This window comes from Halogranum amylolyticum, from assembly GCF_900110465.1.
Classification (GTDB): domain Archaea; phylum Halobacteriota; class Halobacteria; order Halobacteriales; family Haloferacaceae; genus Halogranum; species Halogranum amylolyticum.
In genome coordinates, this window is the sequence record NZ_FODV01000004.1 from 25,436 (window position 1) to 41,005 (window position 15,570).

At 66.2% G+C, this 15,570-nt stretch carries 19 protein-coding genes and 1 tRNA gene; 9 read left to right on the forward strand and 11 right to left on the reverse strand.

Features of this window, described 5'->3' with window-relative positions; translation table 11 throughout:
• The first annotated feature begins 41 nt into the window (after positions 1 to 41).
• The 3 genes from BSG17_RS08750 to hmgB all read left to right on the forward strand — a co-directional run bounded on the left by BSG17_RS08750 (position 42) and on the right by hmgB (position 3,246).
• Complete coding sequence (locus tag BSG17_RS08750) at positions 42 to 485, forward strand: hypothetical protein (RefSeq protein ID WP_089823115.1); 444 nt, start codon at positions 42 to 44, stop codon at positions 483 to 485.
• The gene (locus tag BSG17_RS08755) at positions 482 to 1,684 is read left to right on the forward strand and encodes an Ig-like domain-containing protein (protein ID WP_089823117.1); all 1,203 of its coding nucleotides are present in this window, start codon (positions 482 to 484) and stop codon (positions 1,682 to 1,684) included. Before BSG17_RS08750 ends, BSG17_RS08755 begins: the two co-directional genes overlap by 4 nt.
• Before the next feature lie 224 nt (positions 1,685 to 1,908).
• Complete coding sequence (hmgB, locus tag BSG17_RS08760; protein WP_089823119.1) at positions 1,909 to 3,246, forward strand: hydroxymethylglutaryl-CoA synthase; 1,338 nt, start codon at positions 1,909 to 1,911, stop codon at positions 3,244 to 3,246.
• Positions 3,247 to 3,294: 48 nt separating this feature from the next.
• Here hmgB and BSG17_RS08765 read toward each other — a convergent pair whose 3' ends face one another.
• Together BSG17_RS08765 and BSG17_RS08770 are read right to left on the reverse strand one after the other, a co-directional pair.
• Positions 3,295 to 3,645 carry a winged helix-turn-helix domain-containing protein gene (locus tag BSG17_RS08765; RefSeq protein WP_244531506.1) on the reverse strand — a complete coding sequence of 117 codons (351 nt, stop codon included), beginning with the start codon at positions 3,643 to 3,645 and terminating at the stop codon, positions 3,295 to 3,297.
• 450 nt (positions 3,646 to 4,095) lie between these two features.
• Positions 4,096 to 4,803 carry a helix-turn-helix domain-containing protein gene (locus BSG17_RS08770; RefSeq protein WP_089823121.1) on the reverse strand — a complete coding sequence of 236 codons (708 nt, stop codon included), beginning with the start codon at positions 4,801 to 4,803 and terminating at the stop codon, positions 4,096 to 4,098.
• A gap of 194 nt (positions 4,804 to 4,997) precedes the next feature.
• Here BSG17_RS08770 and BSG17_RS08775 point away from each other — a divergent pair, with 194 nt between their 5' ends.
• From BSG17_RS08775 to BSG17_RS08785, 3 genes are read left to right on the forward strand one after another with little or no spacing between them, the layout of a single operon-like run.
• Positions 4,998 to 5,627 carry a metal-dependent hydrolase gene (locus BSG17_RS08775; RefSeq protein ID WP_089823122.1) on the forward strand — a complete coding sequence of 210 codons (630 nt, stop codon included), beginning with the start codon at positions 4,998 to 5,000 and terminating at the stop codon, positions 5,625 to 5,627.
• 39 nt (positions 5,628 to 5,666) lie between these two features.
• Positions 5,667 to 6,155 (forward strand): GNAT family N-acetyltransferase, encoded by a 489-nt coding sequence (locus BSG17_RS08780; protein WP_089823124.1) that lies wholly within the window; start codon positions 5,667 to 5,669, stop codon positions 6,153 to 6,155.
• Between the two features lie 49 nt (positions 6,156 to 6,204).
• Positions 6,205 to 7,386 carry a metal-dependent hydrolase family protein gene (locus tag BSG17_RS08785; RefSeq protein ID WP_089823126.1) on the forward strand — a complete coding sequence of 394 codons (1,182 nt, stop codon included), beginning with the start codon at positions 6,205 to 6,207 and terminating at the stop codon, positions 7,384 to 7,386.
• Between the two features lie 6 nt (positions 7,387 to 7,392).
• Here the strand turns inward: BSG17_RS08785 and BSG17_RS08790 are convergent, their stop codons facing one another.
• Positions 7,393 to 8,019, reverse strand: a complete 627-nt coding sequence (locus BSG17_RS08790) for a GNAT family N-acetyltransferase (protein ID WP_089823128.1) — start codon at positions 8,017 to 8,019, stop codon at positions 7,393 to 7,395.
• A gap of 61 nt (positions 8,020 to 8,080) precedes the next feature.
• Positions 8,081 to 8,746 (reverse strand): TVP38/TMEM64 family protein, encoded by a 666-nt coding sequence (locus BSG17_RS08795; protein ID WP_089823130.1) that lies wholly within the window; start codon positions 8,744 to 8,746, stop codon positions 8,081 to 8,083.
• A 99-nt stretch (positions 8,747 to 8,845) separates the two neighbouring features.
• Here BSG17_RS08795 and BSG17_RS08800 point away from each other — a divergent pair, with 99 nt between their 5' ends.
• Entirely contained in the window at positions 8,846 to 9,226 is a 381-nt protein-coding gene (locus BSG17_RS08800; RefSeq protein WP_089823132.1) for a DUF5830 family protein, read from the forward strand.
• Positions 9,227 to 9,234: 8 nt separating this feature from the next.
• Here the strand turns inward: BSG17_RS08800 and BSG17_RS08805 are convergent, their stop codons facing one another.
• On the reverse strand, positions 9,235 to 10,311 hold the full coding sequence (locus BSG17_RS08805; RefSeq protein ID WP_089823134.1) for a DUF7115 domain-containing protein: 1,077 nt from the start codon (positions 10,309 to 10,311) through the stop codon (positions 9,235 to 9,237).
• Positions 10,312 to 10,464: 153 nt separating this feature from the next.
• Between BSG17_RS08805 and BSG17_RS08810 the strand changes: the two genes are divergently transcribed.
• A tRNA-Met gene (locus BSG17_RS08810) sits at positions 10,465 to 10,643 on the forward strand.
• A gap of 365 nt (positions 10,644 to 11,008) precedes the next feature.
• On the opposite strand, the gene BSG17_RS08815 is transcribed toward BSG17_RS08810, so the two are convergent.
• The gene (locus BSG17_RS08815; RefSeq protein ID WP_089823136.1) at positions 11,009 to 12,178 is read right to left on the reverse strand and encodes an AI-2E family transporter; all 1,170 of its coding nucleotides are present in this window, start codon (positions 12,176 to 12,178) and stop codon (positions 11,009 to 11,011) included.
• Positions 12,179 to 12,287: 109 nt separating this feature from the next.
• Between BSG17_RS08815 and BSG17_RS08820 the strand changes: the two genes are divergently transcribed.
• Entirely contained in the window at positions 12,288 to 12,674 is a 387-nt protein-coding gene (locus BSG17_RS08820; protein WP_089823138.1) for a hypothetical protein, read from the forward strand.
• A gap of 76 nt (positions 12,675 to 12,750) precedes the next feature.
• Here BSG17_RS08820 and BSG17_RS08825 read toward each other — a convergent pair whose 3' ends face one another.
• From BSG17_RS08825 to BSG17_RS08845, 5 genes are all read right to left on the reverse strand, one after another.
• Complete coding sequence (locus BSG17_RS08825; RefSeq protein ID WP_089823140.1) at positions 12,751 to 13,002, reverse strand: DUF7999 family protein; 252 nt, start codon at positions 13,000 to 13,002, stop codon at positions 12,751 to 12,753.
• A 220-nt stretch (positions 13,003 to 13,222) separates the two neighbouring features.
• Entirely contained in the window at positions 13,223 to 13,405 is a 183-nt protein-coding gene (locus BSG17_RS08830) for a DUF8178 family membrane protein (RefSeq protein ID WP_089823144.1), read from the reverse strand.
• A gap of 131 nt (positions 13,406 to 13,536) precedes the next feature.
• Positions 13,537 to 14,106 (reverse strand): DUF1684 domain-containing protein, encoded by a 570-nt coding sequence (locus BSG17_RS08835; RefSeq protein WP_089823146.1) that lies wholly within the window; start codon positions 14,104 to 14,106, stop codon positions 13,537 to 13,539.
• Between the two features lie 42 nt (positions 14,107 to 14,148).
• On the reverse strand, positions 14,149 to 15,120 hold the full coding sequence (locus BSG17_RS08840; protein ID WP_089823148.1) for an aldo/keto reductase: 972 nt from the start codon (positions 15,118 to 15,120) through the stop codon (positions 14,149 to 14,151).
• Positions 15,121 to 15,219: 99 nt separating this feature from the next.
• Positions 15,220 to 15,468 (reverse strand): DUF8028 family protein, encoded by a 249-nt coding sequence (locus tag BSG17_RS08845; protein ID WP_089823150.1) that lies wholly within the window; start codon positions 15,466 to 15,468, stop codon positions 15,220 to 15,222.
• Between the last annotated feature and the right edge of the window lie 102 nt (positions 15,469 to 15,570).

Here is a 15,570-nt window from a genome sequence, read left to right on the forward strand (position 1 = left end):
TCGAGTAAGTCTTTTCACCCTACTCACAGTTGAGATAGGCAATGGACTTTCGGGGAGACGACCGTGGCGTGACCGTGCAGGTCGGCGCGATTCTGCTTTTCGGTCTACTGATACTCTCGATGTCGGCCTACCAGACGACGGTCGTCCCCGCCGAGAATGAGCAGGTCGAGTTTCGTCACAACCAGCAGGTACAGGAGGATCTACAGTCGTTTCGGTCCGCCGTCAGCCGGACCGTCGGGACGGGCGTGACACAGTCGGTCGCGATCCGGACGGGGACACAGTACCCCGAGCGAGCGCTGTTCGTCAACCCGCCGTCGCCGTCGGGGACGGTGCGGACCGAAGCGCTCGGCGAGAGTCGACTCCGGAACGTGAGAGCGCTCGACGACGAGACGGCCGACTACTGGGGCCGGGTGAGACCAAGTCGTTCTCGACGACTACTGTTCGCTACGAACCGAGCTACCACGTCTATCAGAACGCGCCGATGACGGTCTACGAGAACGGCGCGCTCTACAACGAGTTCTCGGTGACGAACCGCGTCCCGCAGTCGGGGCAGACGCTCGTCGACGGACGCCGGATCAGTCTCGTCGTCGTCGACGGCGACCTCTCGCGTTCGCAGACGGGGACGCTCGGGGTCGACGTCCGCCCGACGAGCGTCTCCGATCGGACGGTGACCGTCGAGGCCGAGGGCGGTCCGCTCACCGTCGCCGTCGCCTCGACGCTCAGCGAAGAGACGTGGCGAGACCAGTTGCTCGACGGCGAGTACGACGAGAACGGACCGGACGCCGCCAACGGCGAACCGGACGACGGTCGGTACGTCGTCGACGTGACGAAGACCGACGGCGTCGTCGAACTGACGCTGGAGTCGGGGTACGACTACGAGCTGAACCTCGCGAAGGTCGGCGTCGGCACGGACGTCGCGGAACCGACGCCGACGTACCTGACCGGCGTCGACGGCGAGACCGTCTCGGAGAACGGTGAACGCCGGGTGGTCGCCGAAGTCAGAGACGAGTTCGACAACCCGGTCAGCGGCGTGACGGTGAACGCGTCGGTGGACGGCCCCGGGACGGTGACGTCGACGGCGGTGAGCGGGAGTGACGGGCGGGCGGCGTTCACTTACACGCCCGAAGACGTCGACGGCCAACGGTCGGCGACCGTCACCGCGGCGGTCGGAGCGAGTCTAGGCGCGAAGGAGCGAGTCGAGTTCGACCTGTCCGTCGTCGACAGCGATGGGAGCGGCGGCGGTTCGGGCAGGGGCGCGGAGATCAACCCAGGCGATCCGGGCTCTGTGGTGCAGCGCGGTGCGACCATCGAGAACGGCGGCCGGGTCGCGGTGACCCTGGAGAACACCGACGGCGAACGTCGTCGGGTCGTCGAAGCGGTCCGGTTCAACTTCTACTCTCAGGACAGCCAAGGCGGAGCGGGGACCGACCCGCCGACGAGGGCGGTGTTCGGGGACGGTGAAGCGACGCTCCCCGTCCGAGGAGCGTATCGGGACGTCTCGGTTCCCCTCGAAGCGGGTGGCAACCGCACGCTCTCCTTCGCGTTCGACGACCGGCAGGGACAGCGCCACCGCGTCGACGAGGGCGACTTCTTCGTCTTCTCGGTGTTATACGACGACGGGGACGCAGCGACGTACTTCGTCGCGCCCGAAAAGAGAATCGACAGCGGCGGCAATGGGAACTGAGTCGGAAATGGTCGCAGATAGCCCCCCGCTCCTGTCGTGGCTCACGACGGCCCTTCGTCGCTGAACCGCCACGCTCGCGTCTGGTCGGAACCGACCGGTGTCGTCGGACTCGTCGGCGACGCCCACCGTGACCGCCGTCGTCACCGTCTGAACCGGAGGTGGTTCGACGTCCGACGTAATTGCTATCGACAAGCCCTTATGCCGTCTGACTGTACGGAACACTCATGACAGCCGTCGGCATCGACGCAATCGAGATCTGGACCGGGAAGCTCAAACTGGACCTGCCGAACACGTTCGCCGAAAAGAAAGGCGAGGACCCCGAGAAGTACACGAAGGGCCTCGGTCTGGAGAACTCGTCGTTCCCCGACGTCTACGAGGACATCGTCACGATGGGGGCGAACGCGGCCAAGCGCCTGATGGACCGCAAGGGGCTGACACCGCAGGACATCGGCCGTATCGACGTCGCCACGGAGTCTTCCTTCGACAACTCCAAGCCCGTCTCGACGTACATCGCCGGCTGTCTCGAGCAGGTCTACGACGGGAACTTCCACCACGCCAACAAGGGCGAACGGAAGTTCGCCTGCGTCGCCGGCACGCAGTCGATCGACGACGCGTACAACTGGATCAAGGCCGGTCGGAACCGCGGCCGCTCGGCGATCGTCGTCGCCACCGACACGGCGCTCTACGAGCGCGGCGACCCCGGCGAGGCGACGCAGGGTGCCGGTGCGGTCGCCATGCTCATCTCCGAGGAGCCGAGCGTCGTCGAACTCTCGACGGAGCAGGGGTACGGCAGCGCCGACGAGACCGACTTCCTGAAGCCGAACCAGCAGTTCCCGAGCGTCGACGGCAAGCGGTCGATGCAGGTGTATCTGGCGCGGATGCGCGAGGCGCTGGAGGACTTCGAGAGCGTCGCGGGTAAGACCCACCCCGACGACTTCGCGTACATCCCCTTCCACACGCCGTTCCCGGGGATGGTCCGGAAGGCCGGCCTGCTCGGCTACCGTCACATGATCCGCGACACCGACGTCGAGGACGAGCTCGCCGCGGAGATCGGTCGCCAGCCCCGCGAGGCAGAGTTCGACAACTGGGACAACTACGAGGAGGCCGTCCGCGCGTACATGGACGACCTCAAAGACACCGAGCAGTACCGCGACTGGTACGGCCGCGTCATCGATCCGGCGCTCTCGCTCGCCCGACAGGTCGGTAACTGGTACACCGGGTCGGTCCACGTCGCGCGGACCAGCGCGTTGAAACACGCCGCCGAGACCGGCCGCGACTTCACCGGCGAGCGCCTCCTCGTCGGCTCCTACGGCTCCGGTGCGCAGGCGGAGATCCACGCCGAGACCGTCCGTGAGGGCTGGAAAGAGGAGATCGAACAGCTCAACGTCGACGAAAAGCTCGAGAACCGCTACGATCTCTCGTTCGAGGAGTACGAACTCGTCCACGACGTCCACGACCACGAGAAGGAGACCGACGTCGAGGAGTTCACTGCACCCTCCGGCGAGTTCGTCTTCTCCGGCTGGGGACGGATGGGCGAGCGGAATTACGAGTACGTCGAGTAGCCGTCCCGAGCGACGCCGGACCCGTACGGCCGGATTCCGCTTTCGTTTTTAGCTGTCGTCCTCGTCTCCGTCCACGTCGTCGACGACGTCACGTCGGAGTCGGAGGTCGACGGCGAACGAACCGTCGTCGACGTCGACACACACCTGTTCTAGCTGACACTCGTAGGTCTTGTAGTGGTTGCCGTCGGCGTCGTACTCGGTTCGCTCCGCGACGAGGTCGTACTGCTGAAGCTCGTCGAGTCGCCGGTACACCGTCGGCCGCGACGAACTACAGCGGTCGCTCAAGGCGTCCGCCGAGAGCGATTCCACGCTCGTGAGCGCGATGATCGTCCGAGCGAGTTCGTCGCCGAGGAGTTCGAACAGCGTTCCGGCCTCCCACTCCATAGTAGCGATACCCACGGGGTGGGGGTGGTTAAATCGCTCGTAACCCCGGGCGACTTCACTCGCTGTAAACGGGGGTCGACGCCGATCCGCGGGAGTGACTCACGTCCGCTCTCGGCTCACCGGGTCGAGACGTCGGCGAATCGCCTCGACAGCTCTGGCCGGATCGAAGCCGATTGGACGGGGGAGACGACTTCACTCGCTGCAGCCCAGCTGGCCGCTTATGGGGCGCAGGCGACAAACATCGGGTGGCGATGGGTCGACGCACAGACCGGTGCTCGACTAGAAGGACCGGTCGCGAACGTGCAAACGCATCGATCCTCCGGGCAAGAGGGAGTCGCCCATCGCACTCATCTGACGGCCGAGTTCCGTCGGTGCGGAAACGATGTCTCTCGTCGGTACGCAGACCGAATCCCGAGGCGACGTAACCGACGGCGCGGCCGGGTTGAACCCCGACGTTCGTGTTTCTCAGGGGAGTTCTCGCAGGTCGTCGAGCATCTCGTCTAAGTCCCGCGTCGAGACGGCGAGCGAGAAGCCGTCGATGGTGGCGAGTGCGGGGGCGTGTTCCCAGAGGTCGTCCTCCTCGACGCCGTGGAGGACGACCGCGTTCGGCGTCGGGTTGACGACGCGCATGGCGACGAGCGGCGACTCCCCGCGTGTGACGCCCGTGAAGACGAGTGCGCGGTTCGTACTCTGTCCGTAGAGGCGATAGAACTCGTCGCTCGAGAGGCGGGTGATCGCCTCGATGCTGTCGATGACGGTGTGACCGCTGACGTAGTCGTGGTCGCCCGCGACGAGTTCCGTCGCCTCCATCACCTCGTAGAGCCGGTCCATCGGGACGCTCGTCGGATACTCTCGGAGGTCGTGGACGATGTCGCTCTCGAACCCCGCCGAGAGGACGCGCGCGTACTGACGGATCCGACCGCCGCCGCGCGACTGGTCGATGTCGAGCAGCGCGCCGACGATGCGGCTGACGACGCCGATACCGGGGCTCTCGCGTCGGCCGCTCTCGTAGTCGGAGATGACCGACGAAGAGACGTCGAGCTGCTCGGCGAGCGCCGTCTGCGAGACGTCGAAGTCGGTGCGCCACTTACGGAGCGTCGCCCCCGGGTCGGCACTGAGCGTGATCTCGCCGGCGATGCGCTGGGCGAGGTCCTCGCGCGGCGTCGCGGTCACGCCGCACCCCCGAGACCGACGACAGCCTGAACCTGGTGCATGTGACGTCTATCCGGCGACCGGAACAAAAAACACATCGAAACCCGGGTTCGACAGGTGACGTAGGGTGGAGAGCGACGAGCGACGGCTGGAGACGGGCGCTAGTAGCAACGACCGAGAGAAGGGTTCAAACCGCCGGCCCCGAAAGACGAGTTATGCCGTCGACCGTCGTCCACGTCGCGCTCGCCGGACTGGTCGGGGTCGCCCTGCTCGGCGAGGAGTTCACCCCGCGTGCGCTCGCGGTCGTCCTCCTCGCCACTGCAGTCATCGACACGGACGCCGTCGTCGGTCTCGTCGTCCCGGGTGCACACCGGTCGCTGTTTCACACGCTCCTCCTCCCGCCCCTCCTCGGCGGTCTCGTCGCGTACGACAGTCGTCTCCGTGGCGAGCGGTCGTGGCTCCGCGAGCGGTGGGGCGACCACGGCGTTCGCGTCGCGTGGGTCGCCGTCGCCGGCCTCACCTTCGGCGGTATCTTCCCGGACCTCTTCACGAACGGCGTCAACGCCTTCTACCCCCTCCACGACACGTTCTACCGCGTCAACGGCCACCTGCTGGTCTCGAATCAGCGGGGTGTCGTCCAGACGTTCGTCGACCTCGCGCCCACCGACCCGCGGCCGACGACGGAGACGCTCCACTACCGGACCGGCGTCGACCCCTCGCCCGGCGCGGAGCCGGCGGACGTCGAGCGCGTCTTCCCGCTCGTGATGTCGGGGTGGCAGCTGATGGTCGTCGCCGTCGGCGGGTTCGTGGTAGGGACGCGACTGTGGGAGTTCTATCGCTGGTGAGATAGAACCACTCAAACCGCCCGCCGACGAACGGAGTCCATGAACGTTCGACCCTACACGGCCGCAGACGCGGACGGCCTCTGGGAGCTGAAGCGCGGTTTCGAACTCGGTATCGGCGACGAGACGGGCGGCGAGGACAAAGGCCCGAAGTACGAGGCCAAGTTGACCGACGACTACCGCGAGAAGTGGCTGGCGTGGGTCGACGACTGCGTCGCCGAGAACGACCACTGCGTGACGGTCGCCGTCGACGACGACGGCGAGGTGGCGGGGTACGTGTTCGTCCTCCCCGCCTCACTGGGGTTCGTCTGGGACGCCGCCGTGCTCAACGAGCTGTTCGTCGCACCGGAGCACCGCGGCACCGGCGTCGCCGACGACCTGATGGAGGCGGCGCTGACCCTCGCTCGAGGGATGGAGCTACCGCTGGACCGGATCGTGCTCGACGTCGACCGGGAGAACGACCGCGCGCAGGCGTTCTACGACCGCTACGGCTTCGAGCACTGGGGCGAGATGGTCGCCCGCGAACTCTGAACTCACCTCGTTCGGACAGATTCAAGCCCCCGGAGCGGAAAACGCGACCATGATTCTCCGGGACGTGACGCTCGTCGACAGCGGTGAGACACGAACGGGCGCGGTTGCGTTCGACGAGGTGTCGGGAACGATCACGGCGGTCGGCGGCGACGAGGTTCTCTCCCACAGCGCCGCCGACGAGCACGTCGTCTCGTTGCCGGGCTACTCCGTCCTCCCGGGGTTGGTCGACGCGCACGTCCACTACTCGCTGTCGGGCGAGCGGAGCGTCGAGGACGTCGTCGGCATGAGCGACGCCGAACTCACGCTGGTCGAGGCGCGGAACGCCCGGCGAACGCTCGAGTCGGGCGTCACCGGCGTCCGGGCGATGGGAGCACGCGACGTCGATCCGCAGGTCCGCGACGCTATCGACGCCGGCGACGTCCCCGGTCCGCGGACGGTCGCTAACTGCCGGTCTATCACCATCACGGGCGGGCACGGCCACCATCTCGGCCGCGAGATAACCGGCCCCGCGGACGCTCGTCGAGCGGTCCGCGAGCAGGCCAAACAGGGTGCGGAGTTCGTCAAGTTCATGACCACCGGCGGGGTGACGACGCCCGGCACCGACCCCGACCAGGTCGCCATGACCGACGCCGAACTCGACGCCATCGTCGACGAGGCACACAGACAGGGCGTCCACGCCGCGACGCACGCCCACGGGGCCGAGGGCGTCAAGGCGGCCGTCGAGGCCGGCGTCGACACCGTCGAACACGGCACCTTCCTCGACGACGAGGCGGTCGACCTGCTCGTCGACCACGACGTGACGCTCGTCCCGACGCTGTCGGCGCCGTACCACATCGTCCGTAACATCGAGACGGCGACCGAGGAGAGCGCCCGCAAGACGCGCCACGTCTACGAGCGCCACGTCGACTCCTTTGGGAAGGCACTCGAGGCGGGCGTCCGCATCGCGGGCGGCACCGACGCCGGAACCCCCTTCAACTACCACGGCGCGAACGCGACGGAGGTCGAGTTCATGGCGAAGTACGGGATGGATCCTGTCGAGGCGATCCGCGCGATGACCGAAGTCGCCGCCGACGTGATCGGTCTCGACGGGTCGGGGACGCTCGAACCGGGCACCAACGCCGACCTGCTCGTCGTCGACGGCGACGTCACCGACGACCTGACGCTCCTCAACAATCCGGCCGCCGTGCTCAAGGGTGGCGAGGTGGTCTCGGGGGCGGTCCCGAGCGAGTAGGTCGAATCAGTCCCACCGGAACGTCGCCGTCCGCTCGCCGCCGGTCACCTCGTGCCACTGCTCCTGTGAGATCGAGTACTGGTACTCGTCGACGCCCTCGCCGGTCTTCTCGGAGACGTAGCGGTTACGGACGATCCCGTCGCGCTGGCCGCCGAGTCGGTCGACGTACTTCTCGATCGCCCGGCGCGACTGCTCGTTGTCGACCGCGTGACAGACGGTGACGTAGTCGAGGTCGAGCACGTCGAACCCGAGTTCGACCAGCGCCGTCGCTCGCTCGCCCGAGTAGCCGCGGCCCCAGAACGGTCTGCGGAGCCAGACGCCGAGCGTCGCCTTGCGCTTGTCCCAGTCGACGCCGAGTCCGGTGTTGCCTGCGAACTCGCCGGCCCGCTCTTCGCCTTCCTTCGGGAACACCGCGTACGTAGCGTTCTTGGCGTCGTCCCACGCCTCCTCCATCTGCCGCAGGAAGTCCCACGACTCCTTCGGCGTCGCGTGGGGCTCCCACGTGACGTAGCGCGTCTCCTCGTCGATGGAGTCGGTCTTCGCGGCGTACTCGTAGAGGTCGAGCGCGTCGACGGTCTCGCGGTCGAACCGTCGGAGCCGGAGACGGTCGGTCTCGATGACGTCCGGGAACATATATCGGTTGACAACCCCTCGTTGAAAAAGCATTTCCTGGGCGTGTGGCCGCGTCACACGGTCAGAGTCGACCGCCCGACGCGTCGCCGGCAGCGTTGTCACCGGCGACGTATCGGTAGACCGGTCCCGCGAGTCCGAGCAGGCCGACGAGCGCGACGGCGACGAGGAGACGTGCGTCGACGACGGCCGAGAGCGAGTCCGCCGAGACGACGTCGAGCGACGACCCGAGGAGCACGCCGGCGACGGCCCACGGCAGTTCGCCGACCGCGGTTCCCGCGAGAAACGGGAAGACGGAGACGTTGGCGACGCCGGCGGCGACGGAGACGACGTCCGACGGGGCCGGGAGGAACCGACTCGCGGCGACGCTGCGGAAGTCGCCCGTCCGGTCGACGAACCGCTCGGAGGCGACCGTCATTCGTCCCGTTCCGCGAGCACGACGGGCCAATAGGAACGGCGGGAGCGCCGTGACCGTCATCAACAGGAGCGCGAAGGGGAGGCCGACGGCCAGTCCGAACCCGTATCCCGCCGCGACCGCCAGCAGCGTCGTCGGCCACGCGAGGAACGGGCGGACGACGGCGACGGCGAGGAGCACCGTGGCGAACCGAAGCGGGTTCGCCGCCAGCCACGAGAGTCGTGCGAGGACGGCGTCGGGAGAGGTGAAGAGCACGCCGAGGACGACGACGGCGAGTACGACCCCGCCCAGCGCCAGTCGCGTCCGCCGATTCATACCGATGGTCTGTCACCGGGCGGCAAACGCTTTGTGCTTCACACGACCCCACCACGCGGAGTACGAACGATTAAGCGCAACGGGTGGGTACGACCCTGCGTGACCGCGGACCCCGACGACTCGGCACGGAAGGTCGAACTCGCACTCGACCTGCTCGCACATCTGGAGGTCGACGAGCTGAGCGTCGCCGACGCCGTCGACCGCATCGAGACGGTGACGACGAACCCGACGCTCACTCGCGAGATCCTCGACGAGGCCGAGAAGCGCGGCATCGTCGACCGCGAGGGCGGCCGACTCCGCACGCGACGCGGCGGGACGTTCGTCCGCTTCGAGAGTCAGGTGGTCCGACGGGAGGGCGAGTTCGACTGTCGTCGCTGTGGCTGTGGGCTGTCGACGGGTCACTTCATCCAGTTCGAGTCGGGCGAACTGGGGCCGTTTGGCTCGTCGTGTATCCGTAAGGTGACCGGCCGCGAGTCCTGACCGACGCGCTACCGACCCTGTCGAAGTTCGTCGACGAGCGTCGACATCGTCTCGCGCTGTTTGCGGAGTTCCTCGTTCTGCGCCTCGACGGTCTCTCTGAGTGCGGCGAGTTCGTCGACGACGCGCTCCTCGTCGTCGACGGCCGCCTCGAACCCCGACCCCTCGAACCCGTCGCCATCGGTCGCTCCTATAGCCGCTGTCGACGGTTGGGCCGGAGACGACGACGGCGTCTCGGCCGGTCGCTCGAGCGACTCGCCGACGGACGACGGCGAGTCGAACTCGTCGGTGACAGGCGAGGAGTCGCCCTCTCGGTCCGCCGACTGCGGTTCCTCGGCGTCGCGCGTGGCGTTGAGCGGCTCCGACGACAGGTCGCCGGGGTTCGCGCTCAACGGGTCCGGTCCGTCGCCGAAGTCGACCGGGTCGCGCTTCTGCTGGGGTTCCGACTCGGGAGCGGCCACCACGCGGAACTCTTCGAGGCTCTCGACGTCGTGGTAGGCCAACAGCGCGTTCGTGAGCGTCTCGCGGACCGCGCGAGACTCCTCGTTCGGTGCCTTGAACCGTTCCTGTCGGCCACCGGTCGTGATCACCACCGACGTCGCGACGCTGCCGTCCTCGAAACTGAGGTCGGAGACGTCCTCGTAGTGGAACTCCTCGTAGTCGTCGTCCCAGACGGCGCTCCCGATGTGTTTGACCACGCGGGCGCTCGTGACGACGAGCGTGAGTTCGCTGAACTGGAACGTCTGTTTCACCGTCTCGCCGGGGTCGGTGATGCCCGCGGCGTTGAGAACGCCCGCGAGGACGGGGTGGAGCGCCTCCTGTAGCCGCTTGGTGGGGAGGGCGAACGTCGTCTCGCCGTCGAGACCGTAGTCGAGCGTCACCTTGGCCTTGCGTCGACCCGTCGAGACGGCGATGCGTTCGGCGTCGTGTGTGTACTCCTCGACCGATTCGTCCGACAGCAGTCCGTCCGCTCGGTAGACGAGTGTCCGCGTGGGCGTGACGAACAGTTCGTCCTCGCCGCCGAGCGCGACGCGGGCGGCGACAGACTCCCCGTTCAGTCGCGAGTCGACGAGGTCCGGTAGGCTCATGCGAGGTGAGTCCCGGTACTATGACATAAAACCGAGGGGTGTGTCCGGCGAAGAAAAGGTGGGTCAGTCCCGTCGCCGACGGGCGTGTGAGCAAGTCCCGGTGTAGCGCGATATGAGAAGCTTAAAGAGTATCATCGCGGTACGTGAAAGTGAGCCCGGGTGGCTTAGCTGGACATAGCGCCGCACTCATAGGGTTCGTCGCGTCGGCGTCGCCGGCGCGGCAAACGAGCTTCGGTGCGGTAACCGCCTTGGAAGCCTCCGTCCCATAGAGGACTGCCGAGCCTCGGACCTGGGACATGCGGAGATCGTGGGTTCGGAGCCCACCCCGGGCATTCTTCGACGACTCCTCTCCTCGAGCGATCGGTGTCTCGCCCTCGCCAGTGTCGGGAAACAGACACGTCTCTCGGAACTGTTCGACGGGGCCTGTCCGAAGAACACCGTCGTAGTCGACGGTCCGACGACGCCCGAGGGACGAGCGTCGTCAACCGGAATGCCACAACCTGTCGGCGAGAACTCCGGGCAAGGATTCCTCGACAGGTTGCACGTGGCAGTTTGAAATAGAGCGTTATTTTACTTTGGGGTAATATCTGAATCCATTTAAATCTCGCCGGAGACGACGCCACGCCGAGGGGAGGTCACCGAAGCGGACGTGGACGTGCTCGTCTCTCGCCGTCGGCGGAACGCGGTGACTGTCGGCTCACGGATCGGACGACCCCGACTCGCGGCCGCCGTCGGTGCTCTCGACGGTCGTCTCCGGTCGACCGGTCGTCCAGTCGGTTCCGGCGAACGTCGTCTGACCGGTGTCGACGCCGTCCCCCCACGAGTCGTACAGCGTCGGCAACGCGATACGGACGAACTCGACGATGACGACGAGTAAGAGCGGGGCGAGGAAGATACCGTACCATCCGAAGAGCAGCGAACCGAGGATGTAGGTGAGCATGAGCGTCCCGCTGTGGAGCGTCCCGCCCGAGACGAACGGTCGGAGGACGACGTCCGGGATGGTGTCGACGACGACGAGCGAGAGCGCCGCGAACGCGAGGACGAACCAGAGCGCTTCGGTCTGCCCGAGGAACACCGCCCTACCGGCCAGATACGCCGCGACCGGGAAGTAGACCAGTTTCATCCCGACGACGGGGACGAGACTGGCGACGCCCGTCAGCAACCCTAGGAGTGCCGGATACGGGATCGACACGCCTGCAGGCGCGACGAAGTTGAGCCCGGTGTAGGTGATCGCCCCGATAGTGCCGGTGAACACGGCGTTGGCGATGTTGCCGAAGTAGACGTTCTTTAGATCGGTGTCGACTGCGCGCCCGTAGGCGGCGAACGTCTCGTCGGGGACACAGTTGTAACACAGCGCGGCCAGTCGACTCCCGTCGCGGAGCAGATAGAACGCGAGTGCGAGCATGACGAAGAGGTGGAGCACGCCGAGACCGACGAACGAGACGGACTGCGTCGCGACCGACAGCGACTGTTCGAGCGTCGCTGCGTCGACGTTGCCGGCCAGCAACGCTTGGAGGTCGGTCTCCGTCAACGCGGAGTCGATGTACGGAGCGAGCAGCGCCTCCAGCCCCGACAGCTCCTGGTTGCTGAGGAACCGCGACAGCTCCTGTACTGCGATGCCGAGCGTCGCAAAGACGACGAGGAGCGCCGGCAACACCAACAGGAACATCGACAGAAACGCCGCGAGCGACGGCGGCGAGACACGTTGCCGCAGGCGGTTGTGTATCGGTCGGACGGCGTAGTAGACGAACACGCCGAAGACGAACGTTCCGACGAACGTCGAGACAGCGTACAGGAGGACGAACGCGCAGACGACCCCGAGCGCGATCCACACGAGTCGAATCCGCTCTTCGAAGTCGAGTGCCATTCGGTTCTGTAGGGCGGGTGAACGGATAACTACCCGTGTCTCGGAGAGTGAGACCGGAACCGACCTCACCTGCGGAACTGCTTTACTCGCGTCAGGCGTCTACAAACCTATGTCCTTCGCTATCGGGCACTTCGCGCTCGGGGCGACGGTCACCGCACTGATCGTCACCTACCTCCTCCCGCGGCTCCCGTATCCACGGACGATCGTCGCCCTCGGCGGTGCGTGGGCGCTGGTCCCCGACGCTGCGAAGCTCCGCCCGACGAGTCGGACGCTGGTCGCCTTTCACGACGGCCAGTGGGCGGACATCTTCTGGCTCCACCGGACCCTCGATCGACTCGATGCGACCGACTCGCCCCGGGTCTCGGCGCTCCTCGTCGCGGTGTTTCTCGTCGTCACGCTGCTGTCGGAACGCCGAGCGTATCGAACCGGACCCCGCGTCCACGAGCTATACGACGAGTTGAACCGTCCGAGTCGTGGCTCCGAGCGTCAGCGTTGAACGGCGACGGGAGACGAGCGGAGGGAGAGAAGAGAGGAGACGAGCGGAGCCCAGCCGGGCGTGCTCGACGGTGTCGCTACCGCGTGAGCGACGTCGCGCGCCACGCGTTGCCGCGCGTCCCGATCGGCTCGGTGACGAGCGGCACCGAGCTGCCGGACGGGAGTTCCCGGAGCGTCGACTCGAGTTCCTCGGAGGCGTACTCGACGACGTGACGGGTCGCGTTCTCCTCGTCGACGTACACCGTCAGCGCACCGTACTGGTTCATCTCACGCTCGATCGTTACTGTCTGTGCGTGCTGTCTACTGACTGCTGGGATCGCCTGTGACATATCCGAAAAACCGCCGTAGGACGAAGTTAAGCTCTGCCCTTACACACCTAATTCGCCCTAGTATGTGGTTTCTCTACACTCTAGCGAAGAATCCTGAAAGACCGACAGATCGCTCGTCGAACGTCCTGTTTTGGCGAGGGTTCCGTGATATCGTCCACCTGTACCGGCGACACTACTGCTGTCGGCGGCGAACTGGCGGTGAAAAATCTCGCTCGTCGGTTCAGACCGGGCGGCCGTCGCCTTCGGTGCCGACGAGGTAGGTACCGTACGTCACCGCGGCGGCTGCCGGGAGGAGTAACAGCTGTGCGAGCGTCGCCGCGTCCGGAGCTGCGCCGGGAACGAGTGCGAGCGTGCCGACCACTATCAGAACGAGCCCGATGAGTCCTTTCTTCGTGAAGTCCATTTCTCTACTCCTCCGTTGCTCGTCGACGAGGTAATGAATTTCGCTTTCCGGCCGAATTTGAGTGTTTCGTGTTACCAAGACCCACGAATCTGGATCGCACGAGCGAGGGCGAAACAGACCGTCGAGATCAGTCAGTTCTCGTACCGTTCGCCGGCGGGGATCACGACGTCGAGCCAGTTCTCCTCGGGGGGGAGCGGGCAGGCGAACGTCTCGCTGTACGCACAGAACGGGTTGTACGCCAGGTTGAAATCGAGGACGAACGTGTCGCCGTCGACGAGCGCCCGGTCGGCCTCGAACTCCATGTAGCGACCGTCCGGGTAGGTCTGTTGTCCCGTCGTCTTGTCGCGGAACGGGACGAACAACGGTTCGTCGCCGTCGACCGCCTGCTGGTAGGCGGTGAGCGTCTGCTCGGTGCCGCCGACCTCGAACTCGAAGGTCGCGATCCGGAGATAGCGGACGTTCGGACCGGCCGACGTCTCCATCTCGACGGGGTCGGCTTCGGGGTCGTCGTGGACGGTGACGTGTGCTTCCACGCGATACTCCGGGTTCGGGTCGAAGTAGGAGAGCCCGTCGAACTCGTCGCGCTCCTCCGGTGGGATGGGCGACTGCGGGTGGTCGGCGAAGAACTCGTCTTTCTGCGTGCGATTCGATCGGAGTTGGGTGGCCCAGTCGTCGGCGTCGAACTGGTCGGCGTCGGTCATAGCCGCGTTTGTGCGTCGGCACACCTAACGGTTGTGAGACGCTCAGCGCTTGGCGGCGAGCAGTCGTTCGAACTGGTCGCTCGTCAACGACAGGTCGGCGGCCGCGAGGTTCTCGCGGAGTTGGCTCACGGTCCGGGCACCGACGATAGGGACCGTCACCTGCCGGTGGTGAAGGAGCCACGCGAGGCTGACCTGTCCGGGAGTCGCGTCGAGTTCGGCGGCGACCGACTCGACGGCTTCGAGCGCGTCGAAGTTCTCGTCGGTGAGATAGGAGTCGACGAACTGCTGGTCGGTCGCCGCTCGCGACCCCGCAGGCGGCGTCTCCCCGCGGGCGTACTTGCCGGTGAGGAACCCGCCGGCCAGCGGCGACCACGGGACGACACCGACGTCGTAATCGGCGCACATCTCTAGATAGTTACCCTCGATCTCGCGGTTGACGACGTTGTAGCGCGGTTGGGCGATCCGGAACGGTTCGTAGCCGCGTCGACGGGCGAGTTCGTTCGCCTTCACGACCTTCCACGCGTTCGGCTCCAGCGTCGACGTGCCTAGATAGTTGACCTTCCCGTCGCGGACGAACTCGTCGAGCGTGCGCATGAACTCCTCGAGCGGCGTCTCGTCGTCCCAGCGGTGGACGTAGAGGAGATCGACGTAGTCCGTCCCGAGGCGCTCGAGGATGCGGTCGATCTGCCGACGGAGATGCTTCCGGTTGAGGCCCCGCCCGTTGGCGTCGTCGCGGGTCGGCCAGTAGATCTTGGAGGCGACGACGAACTCCTCGCGGTCCCTCTCGTCGAGCCACTCGCCGATGTAGCTCTCGCTTCGACCGTCGCCGTACATGTCGGCTGTGTCGATGAACGTGCCGCCGTAGTCCGCGTAGGCGTCGAGCAGTTCGTGCGCTCGTTCGCGACCGACTTCGACGTCGCCGTCGTCGTTCTCCCGTCCGAACCGCCACGTCCCGAAGGCGATCTGGCTCACCTTCGTGCCGGTCTGTCCGAGTGGGACTGTATCGAGGGTCATACCGCCACTCCGAATCTGTCGGTCTAAAACGACTCGATTCCGTGAACGGAGCGCGAACGGTGAGAAAGAGCGGGGGCGAGGGGAGGGCCGAAACGGGGGTTACTGTCCGTACTCGTGACCGACGACGAAGGCGAACAGGTTGAGCAGCAGGAGTCCGACGAAGACGTAGACCTCGCCGGCGTCGAGACCGCCCGCGAGAAGCGGCAGGTAGAGGAACGGCATGGAGACCGCCACCCAGAACCCGACGAACCGGAGCGGAGCGACGAGCATCTGACGACCGCGCTGGATCGGGAACGGGGCACTGAACTGCGACGTTCGTTCGGCGAGTTGCGTGGAGGAGTTCGACATTGCTTTTGGGACCTCGTAGTTCAGACATCTACCCCCAGGGACATATAGAGGGATGAGCCTTCGCTCCCTTTCGGGGTCTTTCACGTGGGAGTAATCCCTCAA

What these genes read in the sequence shown, in the direction of transcription:
- BSG17_RS08750 (WP_089823115.1), top strand. Translation starts at nt 42, where the DNA reads ATGGACTTTCGGGGAGACGACCGTGGCGTGACCGTGCAGGTCGGCGCG.
- BSG17_RS08755 (WP_089823117.1), top strand. Translation starts at nt 482, where the DNA reads ATGACGGTCTACGAGAACGGCGCGCTCTACAACGAGTTCTCGGTGACG.
- hmgB (WP_089823119.1), top strand. Translation starts at nt 1,909, where the DNA reads ATGACAGCCGTCGGCATCGACGCAATCGAGATCTGGACCGGGAAGCTC.
- BSG17_RS08775 (WP_089823122.1), top strand. Translation starts at nt 4,998, where the DNA reads ATGCCGTCGACCGTCGTCCACGTCGCGCTCGCCGGACTGGTCGGGGTC.
- BSG17_RS08780 (WP_089823124.1), top strand. Translation starts at nt 5,667, where the DNA reads ATGAACGTTCGACCCTACACGGCCGCAGACGCGGACGGCCTCTGGGAG.
- BSG17_RS08785 (WP_089823126.1), top strand. Translation starts at nt 6,205, where the DNA reads ATGATTCTCCGGGACGTGACGCTCGTCGACAGCGGTGAGACACGAACG.
- BSG17_RS08790 (WP_089823128.1), bottom strand. Translation starts at nt 8,019, where the DNA reads ATGTTCCCGGACGTCATCGAGACCGACCGTCTCCGGCTCCGACGGTTC.
- BSG17_RS08795 (WP_089823130.1), bottom strand. Translation starts at nt 8,746, where the DNA reads ATGAATCGGCGGACGCGACTGGCGCTGGGCGGGGTCGTACTCGCCGTC.
- BSG17_RS08805 (WP_089823134.1), bottom strand. Translation starts at nt 10,311, where the DNA reads ATGAGCCTACCGGACCTCGTCGACTCGCGACTGAACGGGGAGTCTGTC.
- BSG17_RS08815 (WP_089823136.1), bottom strand. Translation starts at nt 12,178, where the DNA reads ATGGCACTCGACTTCGAAGAGCGGATTCGACTCGTGTGGATCGCGCTC.
- BSG17_RS08820 (WP_089823138.1), top strand. Translation starts at nt 12,288, where the DNA reads ATGTCCTTCGCTATCGGGCACTTCGCGCTCGGGGCGACGGTCACCGCA.
- BSG17_RS08825 (WP_089823140.1), bottom strand. Translation starts at nt 13,002, where the DNA reads ATGTCACAGGCGATCCCAGCAGTCAGTAGACAGCACGCACAGACAGTA.
- BSG17_RS08830 (WP_089823144.1), bottom strand. Translation starts at nt 13,405, where the DNA reads ATGGACTTCACGAAGAAAGGACTCATCGGGCTCGTTCTGATAGTGGTC.
- BSG17_RS08835 (WP_089823146.1), bottom strand. Translation starts at nt 14,106, where the DNA reads ATGACCGACGCCGACCAGTTCGACGCCGACGACTGGGCCACCCAACTC.
- BSG17_RS08840 (WP_089823148.1), bottom strand. Translation starts at nt 15,120, where the DNA reads ATGACCCTCGATACAGTCCCACTCGGACAGACCGGCACGAAGGTGAGC.
- BSG17_RS08845 (WP_089823150.1), bottom strand. Translation starts at nt 15,468, where the DNA reads ATGTCGAACTCCTCCACGCAACTCGCCGAACGAACGTCGCAGTTCAGT.